A 23,517-nucleotide genomic window follows, 5' to 3' on the forward strand; every position below is an offset into this window, starting at 1 on the left:
CTGCCAACACTCTACGAGGAAACTTTAACTTACCATACAACATATATATAAACCTATCTTATTATACTTTTATTCATCAACCAGCGCTGCCGTGAACATCCATTTCACGAGTCGGGTCTCCTTGGAAGAGAACTTGCCGACAGGAAGTTTCAGCATCAGCTTGTTCCAACCCTTCTTCAGGGTAATATCTATCGCAGGACGAGACATGTAATTCTCATTCTTCAGCGGAATCTCGTTAGAGCGCTCGGTATTCGTGTTCTCCCATACAGGAGGCATGATTTCCTGCCCATTGAGCCATGCTCGGCTGCACTTGTAATCCCAGGTGCCCTGACGGGGAGCCAGGTCGCTCTCAGAACGGCTGTAGTTCTGGAACTCCAGCATCAACTGGGTCTTTCTTTCCTTTGGAGAGTAAATCCATCGGGTTGCATAGGCGGTGTGGTTCTCCTGAGGGTTGGCGTAGAAGCCAGGAACCAATGTTCCCCACACATGACGGAGATAGAAACCATTGCCGATGATCTTGCGGGTCTTGTAAGTCTTGCCCTCATACTGATAGACGGAATCTTCCTGCTGCTCGGGTGGGAACACCTTGGTCAAGTCGCCTCCGTTAGGGAAGGCATCGGTAATCTGCCACTCGCTCTGGGTCTGGCAAACGTATGGGAACGGAACTTCCTTCAACCAGGTCTTCTTCTGCCACAGCAGACGGTCTTCAAATTCCCTGAATGCAGCCAACTGCTCTGGTTCATCCTCCCAAAGCAGGGTGCCCTTGCCATCAAAATAGCAGTTGCCACCTCCACGCCAGGCACGTTCTGCCAGAGTGAGCATGTAAGGATAGAAGTTGTTTTCTGCCAGCAGCTGAGGTGTATTGTCTATGAAGCGGTCGTTCCAGAAGGCTACGATGCAACCAGCCAGATCATCACTTCCCTCAGTCTGGTTATAGATGCGGCTGTTGAACATCGCCACCAGGTCGGCGTAGGTATCGAAGTGGTTGGCGTAGTGGAATCGGCAGTCGATGGCAGGGATGCCCTCCTGTGCCTTTCCACGATAGCTCCAGAGCTGCATCATGTCAATCTCACCCGGTTTGTAGTTCCAGCCTGGGTTGTAAGAGATAACCTTCTTGCCCTTGTCGCGAATGTATTTCACCATCATCGGAACGAAATCCGGATTGGTAAACTGAACCTCGTCGGTTCCTATATGGAGATAAGGTACATCGAACGTAGCGCATACCTCATCAATGATGTCTTTCAGAATCTGCGTACCCTTCTCGCTCTGCATATCGGTCTTGAAGGTACGCTCGAAAGCGGCACTGTGTCCCGGCATATCAATCTCAGGAATCAGGAGCACCTGATGCAGCTTGCAGAATTCCACGAGTTGTCGGGCCTCTTCTAATGTATAGAATTTTCCTTTCTCACGCTCCATATTCTCTGGGGCATTGAGTTCAGGATAGCGCTTGCTTTCCAGGCGCCATGCCTGATTTTCTGTAAGATGCCAGTGAAAAACATTGATTTTGTATCTGCTCAGCAGACTGATTTCGCACTTCAGTTCCTCTACAGGAATATAGCTTCTGCCCACATCGTGCATGAATCCACGGATGCGGAAAGCAGGCCAGTCGGTGATGTCACACTGTGGCAAATATATCTTTTTATTCTTAGTGGTTTTCAACTGTTCCAGCGTCTGTCGTCCCCAATACATACCCTTAGGAGTAGTAGCCTCCAGCAGGATGCCTTTCTTGGTAATCAATAGATGGTAAGCCTCTTCCTGGAATTTAGCTCCTTCAATCTGGCTCACATATTTTTCCTCCACTGTCAACTCGCCGCTGAATTTCTTGCCGTTGAACTGATACTTCTGAGGCAGAGGCAACAAGGAAGATGGATGATTGGCACAGATGCCAGCCATGCAACAAAATATAGAAAACACAAAAAGTAAGAGTCGATTCATAATTAGGTTGAATTAAATGGATGAAATCATATCAATGATAGAGAGAAGAGTAGCATACCGAAAAAGGTATAAAGGAGAGGGGATTTGACTCCCCTCTACCTTATTTATATATAACTGAACTTTCGCATGTCAGGAAGTTCAATTATTTATATCTATTGTTCGTTATTTGGTCTATGCCTAACTTATAGAATCGGATGTCGTAGTAATCATCCGTCTGGGTTTTAGGATTTCTGAATGCATTCTCTTCCAGGAGGAAGTAGATGCTGCCATCCTTGCCCTGAACCATGGTTGAGTAAGCCGATGTTGTGTTGCTCAACTGATAACAGCCTTCCCAGTTCTTGGCAATCGTCTCTGGAGTAGCATAATCAGCAGGAGTCTCCAATGCCTTGTAGTAGATACCTACGTTGTTACGGCCTGGACCTACCGGAACACTCTGCAACAACAGCTTCACCTTCTTGCCGTTCTTCTTGGCATCCACCATGAGAACCTCGCCATTGCAAGAGTTCTTATGGGCAGCAACACCCATATTCTTGGCATCAGAAGCTATTACCTTGCCCCAAGAACCTGTGGCTGTCTTCTTATCCTCATAAGTATAGATGTTGATGTGGCGTCCACCCATTGCACGGCTGCTGAGCAACACATTACCGTCTGGCAACTCTTCAACCTTAGCCTCATCTCCATAAGGAGCAGCCTCGGCTACATTCTTGCCCAAGACATTCCAGATCTGGCCGAAGTCATCGCTATAGAGAATGCGGTTTCCGCTGCGGGTACACAACACGGTATAGACACGATAATATTTGCCCACCTTGATCTGCTTACTCTGACAGATTCTACCACTGGTAAAAAAGGCAGATTCCACTTCTGGCATGAGGTCGTAGATCTGCTTGGTCACTTCCTCGCCATACCATGTCTTACCCTCGTCGTCGCTGTAGTATCTACCCATCATCAGGAGATGACCACGCTTAGACTCCCAGTAGCCGATACCACCCGATGCACACATCAGGAGGATTCTGCCGCTCTTCTTATCTACTACGACAGCCGCATCGCCATGGGCACAGTCGAAACTGGTAGCAATACCGTTTCCACCCTTTGCCACCATCTGCTCAGGAGAGCTCCAGGTAGCGCCCTTGTCCATACTGGTCTTCATCACGATGTCGAGATGACGGCCGCCACCTATATCCTTATTGTGATAACGATGATCGGTAAATGCAATCAACTTACCCGACTTGCACTCTACGATGGCAGGAATACGATACTGTGCATTCTTGTTAGAGAAGACGGTGATGCCGTTCTGACCGTTCACAGTCTGAGCCTCAACTGCCATTTCTGGGGTTGCAGCAGTAACCTGTGCAGGCATCATCAGGGTAATACCCATCGTAGCGAGACACAATGCCTTGCCTATATTTGCAGAAAAAATCATACTTCTCATTTTTTGTTCATTTATACTTCCTTGTTCAAAATCTCCTGACACAGAGAGTATGCCTTGATCATCATTCTCGGAATGTGGAAAGGTCCCTTGAAGAGATTACCCTTGGCAGGCTGTGCCACGGTTCCGTCTCTGTGAAGATAACCATACCACTCGCCGAACTCTGTATCCGGGAAGTGAGCATAGGTCCACTCGCTGATGCGCTGATGCTTGTAGATATACTCTTCATCACCTGTTGCAAGGTAAGCATAGAGCGAAGCGATGATGGTTTCGGTCTGTGGCCACCAGAACTTCATATCCTGAGAATAATCCTGCGAAGGAAGATTCCTGCAGTCTCTGAAGTTGATGATGCCGCCATACTGCTTGTCCCATCCCCAGTCCCAAGACCAGTCGAAGATCTGCAGCGCCATTTCGGTTATCTCCTTGTCCCAGCCTCTCTGCTTTGCCTCTTCCATGATGAACCATGAAGTCTCGATGCAATGACCTGGGTTGATGGTGCGACCCATACAGGTATCCACAAATTCACCATTCATGCCCACCGTCTCCAGCAGACACTTGAACTCTGGGTGGATGAAGTACTTCTTCAGCTTGGCGATTGACTCATCAATCTGCTCGGTGAGCTTAGGGTCGTTAATGACCTTGCGGATGCAGGAAGCTACGTTGATGAGAATCATGATGATGCTGTGGCTCTGCAACTGCACTGATTCCTCGAACTTAGGAGCCAGAATACCTGGAGTAGTGAGGAAACGCTGGGTGTCCTTGAAAATCTGGAGGGCACGCTCGGCATACTTCTGCTCGCCGGTAGCCAAAGCATACTCTGACATCGCAATGGCTGCGAAAGTCTCAGAGAATACATAGCGACGCATGCGCAATGGCTTGCCTTCGGCTGTAACAGAGAAGTACATTCTGCCATTCTCGTCGAAACAATGGCTTTCGATGAAGTCGAGGGTGCTCTTCGCTGCCTCCAGCCACATCGGGTTCTTCTCTACATTATTATATGCATAGGCGCATATAAAGGCGAATCGACCCTGAAACCACACAGACTTGGTGGTATCGATAAGACTTCCATCTCTGTCAAGACAAGTGTAAACACCACCGTTCACCTTATCCCATCCATGCTCCATCCAGAATGGCATGATGTTCTCTGTCAGATCAGTCTTATAAGATTCAGCCCACTGCTTAATATATTCTTTTATATTCATTCTTACTGGTTCTAGTGGATTTTACTTAAAACTGATTGCAACGCTCGAAGAAGTTGATTGCCTCCAACTCTTTCTTCATTGCCTGCTCCTCCTCATCGGTCATGTTGCGGAATGGAGTGCGGTTTGGACCCAAATCGAAGCCCATCAACTTCATGATACGCTTACCGCCAACGATGTTACCACGGTAGTGACAGATGACGTTGATAACCTCCTGAGCGAAGTTCTGCTTCTCACGGGCTGTCTCGATGTCGCCGTTCTTCCAAGCCTCGATGATGCCTACCAACTCCTTACCGTTGTAGTTGGTTGTACCACCGATACCACCCTGTGCACCGCCCTGAGCCAGGCTAGGGAGAATAGTCTCATCCTGACCATGGAGCATATCGTACTTACCGTTCTTGTAGAGACGGCACTGGTTGTACTCATACAGGCTCTCGAAGGTATATTTGATACCAGCGAAGTTAGGAATGCGTCCATCTACAGCCTTCAACAAATCGAGCATTGGCAGATAAGCGCCATTGAATGCAGGAATATGATAGTAGTAGAAAGGAAGCTCAGGAGCTGCAGAAGCAATCTCCTCGCAATACTTCACCAGTTCCTCGATGCGGCCGATATGTGGGAATGGAGGCGCCATTGAACCGATACCCCAAACACCCAACTTCTGCGCATGCTCAGCCAAGCGACGGCTCTCACGGAGGCAGCAGCTGCCTACATGAACGATAATCTTAAAGTCCTTTGGAGCTACGGCTACCCATCTCTCAGCAAGGAGCATTCTCTCCTCGGTGGTCAACATATAGCCCTCGCCTGATGAACCATTGATAAACACACCCTTCAGACCGTTCTTCTGAAGCATCTTGGCATAAGCCTCAATTGGTTCCAAGTTCACATCACCGTTAGCATAAAAAGGAGTAAACGGTGCATCGATAAGTCCAATGATCTTTTCCATAATTATATATATATAAGTTTGTTAAATTTTCCTTGTTACTATTTATTATTCTAAATTATCAGTCTTTGGTTTCAAGCAAACCAGCTGAAGTGTCAGCGCTGCGATAACCACCACGCCCAATACGGCAAAGGCCAAGCCCAGATTACCGCCATCAGAGAATTTACCCATCACCTGGGTAACCATGGCTCCGGCAAACACGCCCACCATATTCATGATACCATAGGCAGTAGCTCTGTATTTTGCCGATATAATCTGGCAGAGGATTGGCATATTGTTGGCATCAAACATACCGTAACCGATACCGAAGAGCAAGCCAGCTCCCACTACTGCTACCACACTGTGACCGAAACCCAGGAGGAAGAGAGCAGGAATCGTCATTCCCAGACCGATGGCACTGGTATAAACGCGGCCACGGATGTTCTTGTGAACCCATTTATCGGAAAGTACACCGCCGAAGAGGACACCAAACAATGAGGATACTGCGATGGTGATAGTTGACATCGGACCAGCCTCAGACATAGGTACACCCAGATTCTCTGCAAACAAGGTTGGAAGCCAGTTCTTGGTAGCCCAACCAGGGAGAGAAGGAACTGCGAAATAGAAGAGAATCACCCAGAATGCCCAAGTAGAAAGCACAACTGATAAGCCTTGGAACAATCCGCCCTTCGCAGGCTTTTCCTGCTGAACCACAGCCATACTCGCAGTATCCTTGTCTTTATCGTGCAACAACAGAAGCAATACGAAAGAATAAGCGATTCCGAGAATACCGAACCAGTGGAAAGTGGTGTGCCAGGAGAAGGCTGCTGCCACGGTAGCACCAAATCCTCCGATAGCCTGACCTACATACAAACCTGTCATGTGAACACCAATGGCCAGAGATCTGGACTTTCCTTCATGCCAGTCGGCAATGAGAGACAAGGCAGAAGGGATGTAAAGCGCTTCACTGATACCCATCAACGCTCTCAACATGTAAAGTTGATCAAAACTGGACGCATATCCCATCAGGTAGGTCACCAAAGACCAGACAAAGAGACTGCCTACTACTAATTTCTTTCGACTGATTCTATCTGCTACGATACCGGCAAATGGACTCACAATACCATAGATCCAAAGGAAGACAGCCATCAAAGCGCCAAAGGCTTCAGCTTGCTGCAATTCCACGATGTCAACCTTCATAGCAGCCTGCATGGTAGAAAGCATCTGACGATCCATATAGTTGAGAAGAGCAACCACCCAGAGGAGCGCTACAACTAACCAGGGATAAAACTTTTTATTTTTCATTTCGATTGTTAGTTTTGTTATTCGGCTGCAAATTTACAACTAATTTTAATACCAGCCAAATTTAAATGAATTAATTTTCGTTATTCAAGTTAATTAAATTAGTTTATTTATTTGTTCTTACGTTTTATATCTATACACCTTATTATATATATAAAAGAATCTCCTCTGAGCTGTTTGAGCAACCAGTATTTTAAAAAGCTAAAAATCATAGACTCAAATAGTTAATTCATCCCCCGAAAACAGGGAAAAACAAGGTTTATTCTAACAATTTAGATTAATTAACTCACAAATATTAAAAAAACGGATTTATTTATTTATCTTTGCAGCGTAAAAACTTAAACATGAAATATCTGTATGGCAAAAAGCATCATACCTCACACTAAATGGTCTGCCTCTAAGACAGCTCTTTTGAACTTGCTCATAGAACATGGAGGACAAACTATCGCCGAACTATCCAGTAGTTTGGGGGTAAGTGTGCCATATACTACCAAGACTCTGAACGAACTCATTGAGGATGGCTTGATTGAGGTAACTGGCAAGAAAGACAATTACTCGAAGAGAGCACCAAAGATCTACGACCTCATCGCAACATCCGGATATTTCCTCGGCATAGATACAGGAAAGCAAAGTCTCACCTTCGGCATCTGTGATTTTTGTGGAAACATGGTGACAGAACCCGAACTGATACACTTTGACTACCAGGACACCCCGGAATGCTTCAACAGTTTCATCAACCTCATCAACAAATATATTCAGAAATCAGGCATCGAAAGAAGCCAGATCAAGAAGGCCTGCATGAGTATCGGTGGACGAGTGAACCCGGAAACAGGTTGTGCCTATAATTACTTCACCTGCACGACAATGCCGCTGGCAGAAGCGCTGACAGAAAGACTCGATCTGCCTTTCTGCATCGACAACGATACCCGCTGCATGACTTACGGTGAATATCTGAAAGGTGTCTGCAAGGGATTGAGAAACATCATCTTCGTAAACGTCAGCTGGGGCATCGGCATCGGTATCATCTTCGACGGTAAGCTCTATCTCGGAAAATCAGGCTTCTCGGGTGAAATCGGACACATGCACATCTATAATAATGACATCATCTGCCATTGTGGAAAAACAGGTTGCATGGAAACGGAAACATCAGGCTCGGCATTGCTGCGCAAGATGAAAGAGGCTCTGGAAAACGGTGGAACTTCCGTGCTGTCCGACAAGGTGAAGAACCTGCATCAGGAACTCACCCTGCAGGATATCCTCGACGCCATCCAAAAAGAGGATGTGCTCAGCATCGAGACCCTGCAGAAGGTGGCGGTGGAACTGGGAACCAATCTCGCCGGCATCATCAACATCTTCAATCCGGAGATGCTGGTCATCGGAGGAGACCTCTCGGTAACAGGTGCTTATCTTACCCAACCTATCTGCATGGGCATCAAAAAGTTCTCGCTCAATATGGTGAACGAGGATTCGCTGGTTGCCGCATCTACCCTGAAAGAGCATGCAGGACTGATTGGAGCCTGCCTGATGGCAAGAAGCAAGTACTTGAACAATTAATAGATTAAGAATACATTATTAATATATAAGAATACATTAACTAAATAAACATATATCAACTATGCGTGTAATTATCGAAAAGAATTACGATGAGTTGGCTCGCTGGGCAGCTCGTCACGTTGTGGAGACCATCAAAGCTTTCCAACCAACAGCAGAGAAACCATTCGTTTTGGGTTTGCCAACAGGTTCATCACCTATTGGTATGTATGCAGAAATCGTAAAGGCTGTCAAGGCTGGTGAGGTTTCTTTCAAGCATGTACTCACATTCAACATGGACGAATACGTAGGTTTGCCAGAGGCTCATCCAGAGAGCTATCATTCATTCATGGCTCACAACCTCTTCGACCACATCGATTGCCCTAAGGAGAACATCCACATTCTCAATGGTAACGCTGAGGATCTCGAAGCTGAGTGCGCTCACTACGAGGAGATGATTGCAGAAGCAGGTGGTATCGACCTCTTCATCGGTGGTATCGGCCCTGATGGTCACATTGCTTTCAATGAGCCATTCTCTTCTCTCAACTCTCGCACTCGCGTGAAGACTTTGACTACTGATACCCGCATCGCTAACTCCCGTTTCTTCGGTGGCGATATGAACGCAGTACCAGCTACAGCCCTCACAGTAGGTGTTGGTACCGTTATGGCAGCTAGAGAGGTGATGATTCTCTGCAATGGTCACAACAAGGCTCGTGCCCTCCAGGCAGCTATCGAAGGCCCTGTTACTCAGGCTTGGACTATCAGTGCACTGCAGACTCACCAGCACGGTATCATCGTTTGCGATGAGAGCGCTACAGATGAGTTGAAGGTAAGCACCTACAAGTACTTCAAGGACATCGAGAAAGACAACTTGTAAAAAAACAAAGTAATAACTATAAAGACAAGAAACTATGAGACTAAATCTTAGTTCAGAAATTGTACTCAACAAGGTACCATTGGCATACTACAAACCAAAGACTACTGTAGAGTACTCAGAGATCTCCAGAATGGAGAAAATTCACACCGACATCTTCGCCTCTTCCATGGAGGGTGCAGCTCATGTAGCTGACCAAGTAGAGAAGGAAATCAAGGCAGCTCAGCACGAGGGCAGATATTACGTGATGGCATTGGGCACAGGCTTGTCGCTCACACCTATCTACAAGGAATTGCAGAGAAGATGCGAGGCTAAGCAGCTCAGTTTCAGAAACGTGGTAGTATTCAATGCTTACGAGTACTATCCAGTACAGAAGGAAAGTTCTCTGAAGAGCATCAACCAGTTGAAGGAGCGTTTCCTCGACCATGTTGACATCGATCCACAGAACATCTTCACATTGGATGGCAGTGTGGCACAGGACGCAGTGCAGGATACCTGTCACCTCTACGAGAAGCGCATCAAGACCTTCGGCGGTCTCGACATCGCTCTCCTCGGTATCGGAAGAATGGGTAATATCGCTGCCAACGAGCCAGGCTCTGGTATCCAGTCTATCACCCGTCTGATCCTCATCGGCAATACTTCCCGCGAGGAGATGGAGAACAGCTTCGGCACCAACGAGCAGGTTCCTCCTTGCTCTCTCACCATGGGTATCGCTACCCTGCTCTCTGCCAAGAGTGTTTACCTCACAGCATGGGGCGACGAGAAGGCTGAAATCATGCAGAAGGTAGTAGAAGGAAACATCACTGACACATTGCCAGCTAGCTTCCTCCAGACTCATCCTAATGCAAACGTAATTCTCGACCTGAGCGCTGCTTCTCACCTGACACGTATCAAGCATCCTTGGCTCGTAACAAACTGCGAGTGGACAGACAAGCTGGTACGCAGTGCATTGGTATGGCTCTGCCAGAAGTTGCACAAGCCTATCCTGAAGTTGACCAACAAGGACTACAACGAGAATGGCTTGAGTGAACTCTTGGCTCTCTACGGTTCTGCATACAATGCAAACATCAAGATCTTCAACGACTTGCAGCATACCATCACAGGTTGGCCAGGCGGTAAGCCAAACGCTGACGATACCTATCGTCCTGAGCGTGCGAAACCATTCCCAAAGAGAGTGATCGTATTCTCTCCACACCCAGACGATGACGTGATCTCTATGGGTGGTACTATCCGCCGATTGGTACAGCAGAAGCACGAGGTACATGTAGCTTACGAGACATCCGGTAACATCGCAGTAGGCGACGAGGAGGTTACAAGATTCATGCACTTCATCAATGGTTTCAACCAGATCTTCGCTGACTCCAAGGATAGCGTGATCTCTAAGAAATACCAGGAAATCAAGGAGTTCTTCGCACACAAGAAGGAGAGCGATTTCGATACCCGCGACATTCTGACCATCAAGGGCTTGATTCGTCGTGGCGAGGCTCGTACAGCTTGTACATACAACGAGATTCCTCTGAACCGCGTTCACTTCCTTGACTTGCCATTCTATGAGAGCGGCAAGATTGAGAAGTTGCCTATGACTGAGAAGGACGTTGAGATTGTTAGAGCATTGCTCCAGGAGGTGAAGCCTCATCAGATTTATGTTGCAGGTGACCTGGCTGACCCACACGGAACTCACAAGAAGTGTACCGACGCTGTTCTCGCAGCCATCGACGAGGAGAAGAAGGCAGGCGCAGAGTGGTTGAAGGACTGCCGCATCTGGATGTACCGTGGCGCTTGGGCAGAATGGGAGATTGAGAACATCGAGATGTGTGTTCCATTGAGCCCAGAGGAGTTGAGAGCAAAGCGTAACTCTATCCTCAAGCACCAGTCACAGATGGAGAGTGCTCCATTCCTGGGTAACGATGAGCGCCTCTTCTGGCAGCGTGCAGAAGACCGCAACCGTGGCACCGCTCAGCTCTATGATGAGTTAGGTCTGGCTTGCTACGAGGCTATGGAAGCATTTGTGGAGTACATTCCACTCTAAGCCTTCCATCGCATACTCAAGTTGATATATAATATAGATCTTCATTCATACTCTAACCTATATCAACTATTCATTTGACAAAACTAATTGTACGAGAATAATTAGTTTGTGCCCTTCTGCCGAAAGACAGGAGGGCATTTTTTTAGAACTTAATCCAGGTCAGCTTCTTCCATATTCCCTCGAAAGGACCATGGGAATGATACTTGAGCCAGAGGTTGGAGAAGAGGCATTGTACTACCACCATGGCGATGCCGACAAAGAAGGCATAGGTAATGCCGAGCTTCGTCTGGAGATTGAAACCATAATAGGCAAACAGTCCGCAACCGATGATAGACTGGAGGAAATAGTTGGTCAGACTCATCTTACCAAACTGACGCAGGAACGACAATCCCTTTCTGAACCATTCCTTACCATACCACAACAGTACGAAGCCTGAAACTACGAACGAGAGAATGAAGAAGTTGTAGATAGGATAAAGCCAATTGTTCCATGTTTCCATGTGGCGCACATCAGCTATGCCTCCCACAATCAATACCAGGATGGAAACCACCAGCACCTTCTTCCACAAAGCCAGGTTGTTGTTCTCATTGTAGAACCAACGCTTTCTGCCCACCAGCATTCCGAGTATGAAGAGGCAGATGGTCTGCGTATGTCTTCCCTTCATCATGCACCAGTAATAAGTAGCCACCTGTCCGTATCGCAGGTTGCCATAGGCATTCTCCAGGAAACTGCCGTGCTGATGACCATTATACATATTTCCATACACCTCTCTCAACGACGACGCATCTACCTGCCATCCCGAAATGAGGGAATAGATTTCTATCGGTTGGATAAAGAGGAAGGCAACCACCCACCAGAGCCATTTGGTAGGAAGATAGCTCAGAGGGATGAGAACCAGTCCATAGATGGCATAGGAGAAGAGGATGTCGCCATCGAAGAAGGCGGTGTTCACGATACCGAGCATTGCCAGGAGGAACATTCGCCAGGCGAATCTACCCGAAAAGCAATTTCCACGCTGCTGCTGGTTATCGTTCATGATGAAGAAGCTCAATCCGAAGAGCAGGGCAAAGATACCATACATCTTTCCCGACAGCAGCAATGCCAGCACATCTGCCATCCAATCATCACACCCCAACGTATAAGCATGCGCTATGCTTCCATCGTACATATTAAAATGCTCCACGGAGTGATAGAGAATAATACCTGCCACTGCCAATCCTCGCAAGGCATCAGCCACATCAATACGACTGTTTTTCAGTCCTAATGTCTTGTAAAAATTCATTTTGATATTTTATGTTAGTTATTATGAGTTGGCAAAGGTATAACATTTTATTGGAAAAAGCGAATTATCCTCAATGTATAACAAATATTAAGTTTTAATAGAAAAAGAGAAAAAGTCTGCCTTTTCCTTGGTTATTCGTTAGAAAAAGTGTATCTTTGTTCCGTTATTCATTAGAAAAAGTGTGAAAAACTTCCATGTATTCGTCAGAAAAAGTGTGAGAATCTACAGATATTCGTTAGAAAAAATGTGAAGTTTATACGATTATTCATCATAAAAAGTGTAAATCATGGAAAGAAGCATCTATAATAAACTCGTTGAATGGAAGAACAAGCGAAATCATAAACCTCTGATTCTCAACGGAGCAAGACAAGTAGGCAAGACCTATATCCTGCAAGAATTCGGAAAAAGAGAATATAAAAAGCTTGCATTCTTCAGTCTCGACAGAAATCAGAAGGCAGCAGAAGTGTTTGAAAAAGGAGGCACAACTGCTGATATACTGATGGCACTCTCCGCCATCAGCCAGGTAGATATTACCCCCAACGATACCCTTATGGTACTCGATGAGATACAGGATTGTCCCAAAGCATTAGAAGCTTTAAAGTTCTTTTGCGAGGATGCTCCTGATATTCATATCATCGTGGCAGGATCCCTGTTGGGAATATCACTCCATAGCGAGGTGTCATATCCAGTAGGAAAAGTAGAAGAGCTGCGCCTCTACCCGATGAACTTCATCGAATTCCTCGATGCCATGGGAAAAGCAAAACTGGCAAGCATCTTGAAAGAAGGAAATTGGAACGTCATCAATTTACTGGAAACAGAATTGATCAGCCTGCTGCGACAATATTATTATGTAGGAGGAATGCCAGCCGCCGTACTCGCCCATGTAGAGCAGAAGGGACTGCAGGAAGTCCGTTCCATCCAAAAGCAGATTATACAAGACTATCGCCGAGATTTCTCGAAGCACGCACCAGATAGAGAAGTGCCTCGCATTAATATGGTGTGGGACAGTATCCCTGCCCAACTTGCCAAAGAGAACAAGAAGTTTATCTATGGAGCCGTGAAGAAAAGTGCCAGAGCCGCAGATTTCGAACTGGCCATCCAATGGCTGATAGATGCAGGACTGGCATATAAGGTTCAGAGAGTCAATACCCCACGCCTCCCTTTCAAATTCTATGAAGACCTGAACGCCTTCAAACTCTTCATGCTCGATGTGGGACTGATGGGAGCGATGGCAGAGACTTCAGCAGAATCGATGTTGGTAGGAGATAGCATTTTCTCTGAATATAAAGGAGCCTTCACGGAATTATATGTCTTCACCCAGTTGAAGAGCCAGGATATTTCATTATACTATCATGCTGTGGATAACTCCACAATAGAGATTGATTTCCTAGCCCAATGGCACGACCGGGTTATACCGATTGAAGTAAAGGCAGAGGTGAACGTCAAGGCCAAATCTCTCAGAACATTCATCACCAACAATCCGCACCTGAAGGGACTCCGCTACTCCATGCTTCCCTATAAGGATCAAGATTGGATGATCAATGTTCCGCTCTATGCATGCCTGACACCATTTGATAAATTACCTAGTATTATTTGACAAATCAGCCTAATGGCATTTAATAAAAGCTTCGATTCTGACATATCCGTCAGAATCGAAGCTCAAGCCAATCATCGAAATTCACGTTCTGGAAAGTGTGGATGCCCAGCTTCTCGGCAGCCTCACAGTTTTCCTTCAGATCATCGATGAAGAGGGTTTCATCGGGATGGATGTTCGCCAGCCTGATTACCTCCTCATAGATGCGGGCATTAGGCTTAGCCAGATGCATTCTCTGAGAGAGGAAGCACTGCTCGAAATAATCCTCTACCCCATGGTTCTGATAAGGGAAAAGATGCTCCACACAATAATCCCAGTGAATATCAATGGTATTACTCAGGAGGAAGAGGCGATAGCCAGCCTTCTTCAACTGCAGGAGTCGCTCCTTTTTCTCATCAGGAATCTCCACCAGCATCTTGTTGGCAGCATCGATGATCTCTCCATTCGTCACATCAGTCCCTGTCAACTTACGGGCTGCTTCACAGAATTCTTCGGTGGTGATCATTCCCACACCCAGCTTGCTCATCAGCTTCATCCCCTCACTCTGAGGATTCGTATCAACCAACTCCCCCATTCCTATCGCCTTGAAAGCCCCGATGCATCCTTCCGGATTGAGCTTCACCAAGACATTACCTAAATCGAATATGATATTCTTGTATTGCATAATCTATATCTTATTTTGAATCACACTTTTAATCTTTAATCAGATACTTACTGCAAAAATACTGTAAATTTGGGAGAGAACAAATGATTTAGGGAAGGAATTTCAGGAATATAACATTTATTAGTAAAAGAGGTTCTTCCCCATCATCCCTATGTAAACAATATTCCTAAGAAAGGAAATCAGGCAAAAACACCCGAAAAATGGGGAAAGAAGAGATTGAGAATTTTTCCTTAAGGGTTTTTATTTTTTTCCTTAAGGGAAATTTGTATATCCACAAATAATATCGTATCTTTGCAATCGGGTTTCAAGCCCTATCCCAAAAGAGGATCATATTAAAAATCAAACTATATAAAAAACGTCATGAAAAGATTATCAGTTATCGTCTGCCTCTTTATGTTCGCCCTGATGCCCCTGCTGGCACAGGTGAAGCAGACCGTTGCCGTGCTCGGCGACTCGTATTCAACTTTCGAAGGTTTCATCCCAAAGGGATATGCCACCTGGTACACCACTGCGGTTCAAAAAGCAACCGATGTCAACAAGGTGGAGCAAACCTGGTGGTGGCAGGTTATCAAGGAAGGTGGTTACAAGATGGGCAACATCAATTCCTATTCCGGTTCCACCATCTGCAACACCGGCTATCGCGATGAGGATTACAGCGACCGTTCATTCATCAACCGCACTACCCTGCTGGGCAATCCGGACATCATCTTGATTTGCGGCGGAACGAACGACAGTTGGGCGAATGCTCCTATCGGCAATTACCAGTACAGCAACTGGAAGCGTGCCGACCTCTACTGTTTCCGTCCTGCTCTGGCGAAGTTGCTTTCCGATCTCCGTCAGCGCCATCCGAATGTAGATATCTACTTCATTCTGAACTCAGAGCTGAAGGATGAGATCAACGAGTCAGTAAAAAAGATCTGCAAGACCTACCAGGTTCCGGTCATCGCCCTTCATGACATAGACAAGAAGAACGGTCACCCAACTATCAAGGGAATGAGAAGCCTTGCCGACCAGGTTCTGAAGGTGATAAAGAAATAAAATTACCGCAACATAACCTTCCAAACAATGGATATAAATTGTTCCGTCTTTGAATCCGGCGTAATAGCAAGCCACTTTCAAAAACACTCTTCACTCTTCACCAGAAGGTCATAAACACCTGTAGTTTAAGAACTTGCACGTGTGAAGAGTTTACGCCACTCTTCACCACTCTTCACGCGGAGCCGCTTACGGAAAATCTGTGAAATCTGTGGGACATAAAAAAGTGGTTTCAGCCCCCCGACCGAACAGGACGAGCTACCATTTCAATTCCGTGCGCAATCCGAAGGTGAAGAGGGGTGAAGAGTGGTGAAGAGTAGTGCGTAACTCTTCACCTCTCGCACCCCCAGTGTTTATCGGGGTTTCAGCCGATTTGGTGAAGAGTGAAGAGTAAAAAAGCGAGTGGTTGTTTTACCAGCTCCCGACGTATCGTTTTGTGCCTGGCAATGGCAGGTTATTGCCCTGGTAAGGGGCAATGTTGTGCCATAGTGAGGCAATAAGCGCTACAAGCCCCTTTACGCCTCGTCAGTACTATCATGGCGACCTCTCAGTAACGTCTTTGCACCGTGTAAGTACTATCGCTGTTGCTTGCAAGTACTATCATTGTTGCTTGTAAATACTATCATTGTTGCATCGGTTTTACGTAAAAAGTCTTCGGAGTAACCTTTACTTGTTGCCGGAAGAATTAATATTATAAGCCGGAGAAGCCTATATCTTCAGCCGCACAACAGCTGTTGTGCGCTTGCATAACAGCTGATATGCGCTCGTCCAGCATCTGTTGTGCAAGCGGAAATCAGCTGGTGGGCGAAGAGTTGTTGGATGACACCATACCCACTTTCAATCTTGAATTATGAAGCATTTGCCTTGATCGTACTAAACAATCAAGGTGCTACAGTACAAAGAATCTTCCTCCTCTAATGATCCATTGTTTTGCTATTGCTTATTCCTCAGCTCTTCTATCAAATCATTTACAATATATGTATCACTCATTAGATGCAAGCCAAGTTCTTTGTCATGTAACATACGGCAAACATCAGAGTCATAGAATATCTGCAATGCTCTGTCGGTTGATATATGTAACGTATCGGCTAGTTGCTTTATGATACGAGCGATTTTATTCCATAATAAGAAATCCAACATAATTATACCCTTTCATATAATTTGAACTGCAAATACTTATCAACTATCTCTTGGCTTAAAATGCAAATCTGGCGGAGAGTATACTCAACAAAGACATTTGAACCATGATATAATATTTGCTTTTCCATTATTCTTTTCTTTCCCAATTTTTAAGAGCTTCGACCACATCACTTGCCACAGCTTCCCGGCTCTCGGTATGTAGAGTGTCATAGCAATCTTGGATGAGACTCTTGATTAGCCCCACCTTATCCAATCGCTTTCTCATTTCAGACGGCGATATACCCATTTTTTGTGCCGAAGCCTCGATAGCCAACACCGTAAAGGCGAGGCGTTCGAACTCTGGAGCACTTTTCTGTAATAGTTCTCGATCTTCCATTCTTTACAAAATATTGTATTTATATCTTTTGACTCCTACTTCAAACCACAACTCGGGTCGAGCACTTTGTAACCGTCTTCCGTTGTATATCTTTTGACTCCTACATCAAACCACAACTCTTTATTCTTTACCATTTTTTTTTATGCTGTTGTATATCTTTTGACTCCTACATCAAACCACAACGCGGTGGTCCGAGGGATGGCGGCGGTAGCGTTGTATATCTTTTGACTCCTACATCAAACCACAACTTAACTCTTTAATTATTAATTTTATGGGTTGTTGTATATCTTTTGACTCCTACATCAAACCACAACTGAGTGATAGATCATGCTGACGGACTGCTTGTTGTATATCTTTTGAATCCTACATCAAACCACAACATACCGTTTACAATCTCAGATGCCTCCTTGTTGTATATCTTTTGAATCCTACATCAAACCACAACTGCATGATTGCAACACTGGTAGCTGCTGTAGTTGTATATCTTTTGAATCCTACATCAAACCACAACCACGATAACTAATATGCGGCGCAATATCTGTTGTATATCTTTTGAATCCTACATCAAACCACAACGCGTGGGCAGAAATATGCGAAATCAACTCGTTGTATATCTTTTGAATCCTACATCAAACCACAACTACTACCTTGCCGTTCACTCTGCATGTTCTGTTGTATATCTTTTGAATCCTACATCAAACCACAACATAAAACCATCTGAACCAATATACCAATCGTTGTATATCTTTTGAATCCTACATCAAACCACAACATAAAACCATCTGAACCAATATACCAATCGTTGTATATCTTTTGAATCCTACATCAAACCACAACATAAAACCATCTGAACCAATATACCAATCGTTGTATATCTTTTGAATCCTACATCAAACCACAACGCAAGGGCGGGTCCCACGGCAAAGCCGCCCGTTGTATATCTTTTGAATCCTACATCAAACCACAACCGACGCTTCTCATCCCCATTCTTCAGCAAGTTGTATATCTTTTGAATCCTACATCAAACCACAACATAAAGAGCAAAGTATCATCCATAATCTAAGTTGTATATCTTTTGAATCCTACATCAAACCACAACAGTCCCAGTACCGTGCCTGCCTCTGATGCGTTGTATATCTTTTGAATCCTACATCAAACCACAACCTACAGATTTGAAAGTACTGATTTCCAGCACATAACAATCACTTTTTCTAATAAGAAATGATGAGTAGGATATAATTTTCTATGCAAAAGTACTAAAAAAATTCCAATTGAATAGGTTCACTGATAACTTTTTTCGATATTTTACTCTTATTAATACTTTTGGGTTTACCCCAGAAGTTATAAATATCTCCATATTGCTTATCAGTAACACTTAATAAACTAACTTTTCCTGTCTCCGGAAGCAAAGATTTTACCCGTTTTATATGCACTTCCAAACTTTCCCTTGATGCACAATGACGTATATAGACAGAAAACTGCATCATGGAGAAACCATCTTTCTCCAAGTTCTTGCGGAAAAGAGAAGCTGCCTTCATTTCTTTTTTCGTAGTAACAGGTAAATCGAAAAATACAAATAACCACATTATATGATACGCATTTAGTCTATCTTCTGTCATGTCATAATAGGTAAGGAAAGTTTCTTGATTTCTCCAGAATAATATTTCACAAGAGAGGCAGTTGTGATGGTCAATGCAATCTGCAAAGGTCGCTTAACCTTTCCTATGTTAACATCACTATTCAACACACGCATTATCTCAGACTTTGATTCTTTATTCAGTTCTGTAATTCCATTTCCATAAAGCCGATAAACGATTTCATCAACAAATGGCCGATATGGTTCCATTACATCATCAGCTAATGGAAAAGCATTATATCTGCCTTTATGAAAGATGCCCAAATTCGGGAGCAAACCAGAACCAAGCAAAGCACGTGCTACGGCTGCACGCAATATGGCATAACCATAATTTAAAAGAGCATTAGGTGGACATCCTTCTCTTTCTCTTTTAAAGGAGTTACAGAAAAGGCTATTCCAATACACCTTTGCCGCCAATCCTTCTCTATTGTCAGAATCTCCACTCTTTACATTATTATAATAAGGCTTGAGAATATCTTTATTCTTACCAGCAAGAGCCAAGACTGCGGCTTGATTTTCTATCTTTGACTCTATAATCTGTTTCCAAGCCTGCTTTTTCATTGGCTCAGTAACAGCAAGCTGAAATTTTAAACTTTCAGCTTGCGTAGTATTAGCATCTAAGCTTTGCAACATAGATGTTGGCATCATCTTGTTATCACATAAGATAACAGCAACATTATTCTTTACCAACTCGTTGAGAAGCGGTAAAGTAATGCTTATCATTTGATTTTCCAAGACTACACACCCTATGTCTTCAATAGGGTGTGTAATCTTGTCGTCACTATCTTTCCAAGAGATTACGATCTGGCAATTCTTAAGTGAAAGGCAAACTGGAGTTGAAAAGAACAATGTCTGCTTAATCATATCATTTTTATCTTAATCTTTTAATTTCACCTAATTCATTAATCTCGAAATCATAGCCTTGAACCAGTATCTTTGCAGAAGCCAAACCGACTCTTATCTTAGGCTTTATATCTGATGTGTCAGAAGCATTTCGAGGAAGTTCTTCGTCTCGTCTCGCTTCTTGATGATACTTAAACGTTACCCTACCATCGGATTCTATCCCGGATACGTAGTAAAGGTTTCTGACTGTCTCTTTTTGAGAATAATCCCATACCTCCTCTTTTGTTTCTTTATAAAAGATAACCATAGTTCCTTTTTTTAGGATAAAAGCCAACTGGCAATCATCTTTTTCAAGTGGCACTATATTATGTCCAACAACAGACTTATCAGTACTCGTCTTATAATAACCAGCAGCTTCCATCATATTCACAAATTCATAAAATGTCTTTCTTTTGCCAGTTTTTGTAGAACCAACATATAATGCAACTATATAATTACCCTTAGTGGTAACATAATAGTTTCTTTTATATTCTTTATCCGACAAATCTCGTTGTTTTTTCTTATCGAAAGATATTGGATTTTTTATCGAAGTATAGCATCTTACTTTTTTTATAGGAATTTGCTTTTCTTCATTCATCCATATAGTTCCAGCCATAGCTTCTTTAAAGCCCTTTTCTCTGATAGCAGCCTCTACAATACCTCTAACAGCATCATCAACGATATTTTTAACATCGGTCACCTTCATAGAAGCCAAATTTATACGCTTAACGTATCTTACCACGCCATCGTTCTCTATAGCACCATAGTATGTATCGCTATGCAATAAACCTCTTGCTGCATCACCCTTACAAAGGACCTTCTTTTTCTTTTTGATTCCATCAACTTCTACATCAAGAAGTATTTTACGACGTCCTTGCTTAGGCATATTGTCTGGAGTATAATGATAAACCAAAATTTCATCTTGCACATTCTTTAAATCCTCAACAAATGTAGGCCATGGCTTTTTAAAATAAGCCTTTGACATGCCATACCATTTATGATTTTCTTCATTATGATAGTATGCACTTAACTTATCATATTCGTCTCGGCTTATACATGCAACAACGATAGCATCAATACAATGATGAACATGATTTACACGCTCTTTCTTACCATATACATCTTGAACACCCCAAATCTTTCTAAAATCAGAAGTAGCAATACCATTAACGGTATAGACATGCTTGAAAAGGGATTTCAAGTAAAGACGTGCATACTTAGAAATCACACCGATATCAGTACCTTGGCGTCGACTAAATCCTTCAGGTACAATCTCCATCGTGAAACGCAAATACTTACCTCGCCAATAATCGCGTTGCAATTCCAAAAGATGACGATTATAAATTATGTCATCCTTTAGCTTTTTGGTTGTTGCCCCCTTTGATTTTCCCCTCAGTTTACGTATTTGCCCATCAAGAGACTCATACTTTTCTCTCCAGTCATTAATACGTGCCATAATTTCATCATGGTTAGGCAATTCTGCCGGCAACTTGGTTTTCTTGATTTCTCTATTGAAGCGACTATCACAGAGCGTCAAATTCATTCTTGTACTGTCACCATCTACACTACGGGGAATCGTATGCTCTATATCAAATTTTTGACTTGTTCCTACAAAGTCGGGAATGGCAATCTGCCTGCCTGTATATAAGCAGATATGTCCCTGCTCTTCCCAAAGAATACACTTTAGGATATCATCATCTTTAACATTATACTCCTCCCCCATTTTGTCTATAATCTTCTTACGAGCCTCATCATTTTTTTTCTGATTATCTTTTGCAAATTTCGCTATCGCACGACGCTTATTCGCATCATTCAACTCACGAGCAAACTCAATATGGATCTCTGTATCCAGATCTATCTTTCCCTCTTCCAACAATCGGTTTACCAATTTACGCAATCTGAATATGGAACGCATAGCCATTGGATTACGCACACAATCAATTCGAGGTGAACCAAGCTGATAAACACCATGATCATTAGTACGCAATACTCTTGGATATTTATCCATCTTAGAAGGATGGTATAACTTCTTAAGTTTCTCTTCAGATACATGATACTGCTCCTTCAGATACTCCTCAATACAAACCTCGAAAGTACGTGCATCTTTAGAATCAATCTGATTCATTTCGTGGATAATATGCTCAATAGCAGCATTACGCATTTCTTCTATATCCCATTCATATTGCGGCATCACTTCACATAAGTTACCCAAAAATACGGCATGAGAATAAATCAAACCTCTTCTAAGATAAGGAAGAATCTTACAGATAGCCTTCAAACTTAAAGACGCATAATCACCCGGCAAAGAAATCTTGCAAAATTTCCTTGCTTCTTCATCATTCAATTGCAGACGATTCTTAGCAAACTCTGCAAGTTTTGTATCATCTGTATAGAAGAACAATACATGCCAAATATCATTGACTACATTCAAACGACTTTTACCCTCGGCTAGCGTATAGGTTTCGCAAAGAGAATCAATCCAATTATCTCCAAAGATATCTTTTAAAGCGGTAGTTACAGGACAACCAGAAACAGATGTATCCATAGGGTAATTGAAAAGATATGGCATTTCGGCATCAGAACTCTTCTTGTAAAAACCATATTGTTTTTTGGGTGCCAATTTCTTTGCTATATCTTCAAAGTCAAACAACTTCTTTGATTTACGGAAGAACAAAGGCATAATGAGTGCTCGCTCCTCTGAAGACAGAGGGCGTAATACATCATCATTTGGAGTCTGAATCTTTATGTTATTGATAAAAGAGAGCATTCTAAACTCTTCATACATAGGATGTGAAGAAGGACATCTTGTCTTGTTCTTCTCAAATACGCATTTACCAACTTGTCCTTTTTGCGACTTTAATGGTCGCTGGTAGAAAATGGCTTTTTCTATTTGACGTACCACATCAGAACCAAGATTCTTATCTAAATCTTGCTTTTCACATATAGCCTTAAACTCTGCCAGATAATGTTCATTTCGTGCAGTATAATGATTACGGATTTTCTCTCCTTTATTATAGAGAGAATAAAAATAATCACCAAGATACTCATAACCTTCATCATGCATCTCCTGAGTCAGATTGCTGATACTTTCTTTTACCTTTCCTGTTTCGTCACCATTCTGATCTTTACGATTGCTTAAAAAACCGCGGCGTTGAATCATGTGATAAAATGCTCGGCCTAAAATATACCTATCAGTTATACTACTGAAGTCCAAACTTTCATGAAGGCATTTGTGTCTATAAGCATAAGGAGTCTTTTCTGAATCATCATCAGTAGCTTGCCATTGCATAAACAACTCATTCTTAGGATACTCTTTCTTGAGTCTCCATGCAGATAGTTCTGCTTTAGAAAGCGGAGGACATAGATGTGCATCACTTAAAATACGAAGCAAACGTATCTTACGTAATTTAATACGATAGTTTCTTACTCTTGCAGCTTTATGAGCTGTACGCTCAGCAGCTTTAGAATATTCTTTGCCTTTTTCTGTTTTTAAAACACCTTCCTGGAAGATGTCCACACCTTTATCAAGCAAATGATATTCATCTGCCTGTTTTTCCACAATAGCCCATCCGTGACTATTGGTTCCGGTATCAATTCCAAGTATTTTAGTCATATTGTATAGTTTTATATACTTAATTATTAATTTTCTGTAACAATACTCTGTTAATTCTTATGTAATCGATTGAAAATG

At 43.5% G+C, this 23,517-nt stretch carries 17 protein-coding genes and 1 CRISPR repeat array; of the genes, 5 read left to right on the plus strand and 12 right to left on the minus strand.

Features of this window, described 5'->3' with window-relative positions; all coding sequences use genetic code 11:
• Nucleotides 1–69 precede the first annotated feature (69 nt).
• The 5 genes from DXD25_RS10885 to DXD25_RS10905 form a co-directional block, all read right to left on the minus strand.
• Nucleotides 70–1,935, minus strand: coding sequence for a family 20 glycosylhydrolase (locus DXD25_RS10885; RefSeq protein WP_117663523.1), 1,866 nt, complete (start codon nt 1,933–1,935; stop codon nt 70–72).
• Between the two features lie 142 nt (nt 1,936–2,077).
• Nucleotides 2,078–3,355, minus strand: coding sequence for a sialidase family protein (locus tag DXD25_RS10890; protein ID WP_158556329.1), 1,278 nt, complete (start codon nt 3,353–3,355; stop codon nt 2,078–2,080).
• A gap of 20 nt (nt 3,356–3,375) precedes the next feature.
• Nucleotides 3,376–4,563, minus strand: a complete 1,188-nt coding sequence (locus DXD25_RS10895; protein ID WP_117663525.1) for an AGE family epimerase/isomerase — start codon at nt 4,561–4,563, stop codon at nt 3,376–3,378.
• 25 nt (nt 4,564–4,588) lie between these two features.
• Nucleotides 4,589–5,506 carry a dihydrodipicolinate synthase family protein gene (locus DXD25_RS10900; protein WP_117663526.1) on the minus strand — a complete coding sequence of 306 codons (918 nt, stop codon included), beginning with the start codon at nt 5,504–5,506 and terminating at the stop codon, nt 4,589–4,591.
• 45 nt (nt 5,507–5,551) lie between these two features.
• The gene (locus tag DXD25_RS10905) at nt 5,552–6,787 is read right to left on the minus strand and encodes an MFS transporter (protein WP_117663527.1); all 1,236 of its coding nucleotides are present in this window, start codon (nt 6,785–6,787) and stop codon (nt 5,552–5,554) included.
• A gap of 354 nt (nt 6,788–7,141) precedes the next feature.
• Here DXD25_RS10905 and DXD25_RS10910 point away from each other — a divergent pair, with 354 nt between their 5' ends.
• The 3 genes from DXD25_RS10910 to DXD25_RS10920 all read left to right on the plus strand — a co-directional run bounded on the left by DXD25_RS10910 (nt 7,142) and on the right by DXD25_RS10920 (nt 11,217).
• Complete coding sequence (locus DXD25_RS10910) at nt 7,142–8,338, plus strand: ROK family transcriptional regulator (RefSeq protein ID WP_117663528.1); 1,197 nt, start codon at nt 7,142–7,144, stop codon at nt 8,336–8,338.
• A gap of 61 nt (nt 8,339–8,399) precedes the next feature.
• Entirely contained in the window at nt 8,400–9,191 is a 792-nt protein-coding gene (nagB, locus tag DXD25_RS10915) for a glucosamine-6-phosphate deaminase (RefSeq protein ID WP_089545304.1), read from the plus strand.
• 34 nt (nt 9,192–9,225) lie between these two features.
• On the plus strand, nt 9,226–11,217 hold the full coding sequence (locus DXD25_RS10920) for a glucosamine-6-phosphate deaminase (RefSeq protein WP_117663529.1): 1,992 nt from the start codon (nt 9,226–9,228) through the stop codon (nt 11,215–11,217).
• Between the two features lie 142 nt (nt 11,218–11,359).
• Here DXD25_RS10920 and DXD25_RS10925 read toward each other — a convergent pair whose 3' ends face one another.
• Nucleotides 11,360–12,499 (minus strand): DUF418 domain-containing protein, encoded by a 1,140-nt coding sequence (locus DXD25_RS10925; protein ID WP_117663530.1) that lies wholly within the window; start codon nt 12,497–12,499, stop codon nt 11,360–11,362.
• A gap of 286 nt (nt 12,500–12,785) precedes the next feature.
• Between DXD25_RS10925 and DXD25_RS10930 the strand changes: the two genes are divergently transcribed.
• Nucleotides 12,786–14,096 carry an ATP-binding protein gene (locus DXD25_RS10930; protein ID WP_117663531.1) on the plus strand — a complete coding sequence of 437 codons (1,311 nt, stop codon included), beginning with the start codon at nt 12,786–12,788 and terminating at the stop codon, nt 14,094–14,096.
• A gap of 49 nt (nt 14,097–14,145) precedes the next feature.
• On the opposite strand, the gene DXD25_RS10935 is transcribed toward DXD25_RS10930, so the two are convergent.
• On the minus strand, nt 14,146–14,757 hold the full coding sequence (locus DXD25_RS10935; protein ID WP_233522286.1) for an HAD family phosphatase: 612 nt from the start codon (nt 14,755–14,757) through the stop codon (nt 14,146–14,148).
• 360 nt (nt 14,758–15,117) lie between these two features.
• Between DXD25_RS10935 and DXD25_RS10940 the strand changes: the two genes are divergently transcribed.
• A complete protein-coding gene (locus DXD25_RS10940) occupies nt 15,118–15,795 on the plus strand; it encodes an SGNH/GDSL hydrolase family protein (protein ID WP_117663533.1) in 678 nt (225 codons plus the stop codon).
• Between the two features lie 930 nt (nt 15,796–16,725).
• Here the strand turns inward: DXD25_RS10940 and DXD25_RS10945 are convergent.
• From DXD25_RS10945 to cas9, 5 genes are all read right to left on the minus strand, one after another.
• Nucleotides 16,726–16,932, minus strand: coding sequence for a DUF3791 domain-containing protein (locus DXD25_RS10945; protein ID WP_006848384.1), 207 nt, complete (start codon nt 16,930–16,932; stop codon nt 16,726–16,728).
• Nucleotides 16,933–17,059: 127 nt separating this feature from the next.
• A complete protein-coding gene (locus DXD25_RS10950; RefSeq protein ID WP_117663534.1) occupies nt 17,060–17,308 on the minus strand; it encodes a DUF3791 domain-containing protein in 249 nt (82 codons plus the stop codon).
• Nucleotides 17,309–17,324: 16 nt separating this feature from the next.
• Nucleotides 17,325–18,472: a CRISPR direct-repeat array (repeat unit 36 nt; unit sequence GTTGTATATCTTTTGAATCCTACATCAAACCACAAC).
• 92 nt (nt 18,473–18,564) lie between these two features.
• The gene (gene cas2 / locus DXD25_RS10955; RefSeq protein ID WP_117663535.1) at nt 18,565–18,927 is read right to left on the minus strand and encodes a CRISPR-associated endonuclease Cas2; all 363 of its coding nucleotides are present in this window, start codon (nt 18,925–18,927) and stop codon (nt 18,565–18,567) included.
• Nucleotides 18,924–19,808: a type II CRISPR-associated endonuclease Cas1 gene (gene cas1 / locus DXD25_RS10960; RefSeq protein ID WP_117663536.1), complete on the minus strand. Its 885-nt coding sequence runs from the start codon at nt 19,806–19,808 to the stop codon at nt 18,924–18,926. The genes cas2 and cas1 overlap by 4 nt, the downstream gene beginning before the upstream one ends.
• Nucleotides 19,809–19,815: 7 nt before the next feature.
• Nucleotides 19,816–23,439 carry a type II CRISPR RNA-guided endonuclease Cas9 gene (gene cas9, locus DXD25_RS10965; protein ID WP_117663537.1) on the minus strand — a complete coding sequence of 1,208 codons (3,624 nt, stop codon included), beginning with the start codon at nt 23,437–23,439 and terminating at the stop codon, nt 19,816–19,818.
• Nucleotides 23,440–23,517: the final 78 nt, after the last annotated feature.

It is taken from the genome of Prevotella sp. TF12-30, assembly GCF_003436715.1.
Lineage (GTDB): Bacteria > Bacteroidota > Bacteroidia > Bacteroidales > Bacteroidaceae > Prevotella > Prevotella copri_A.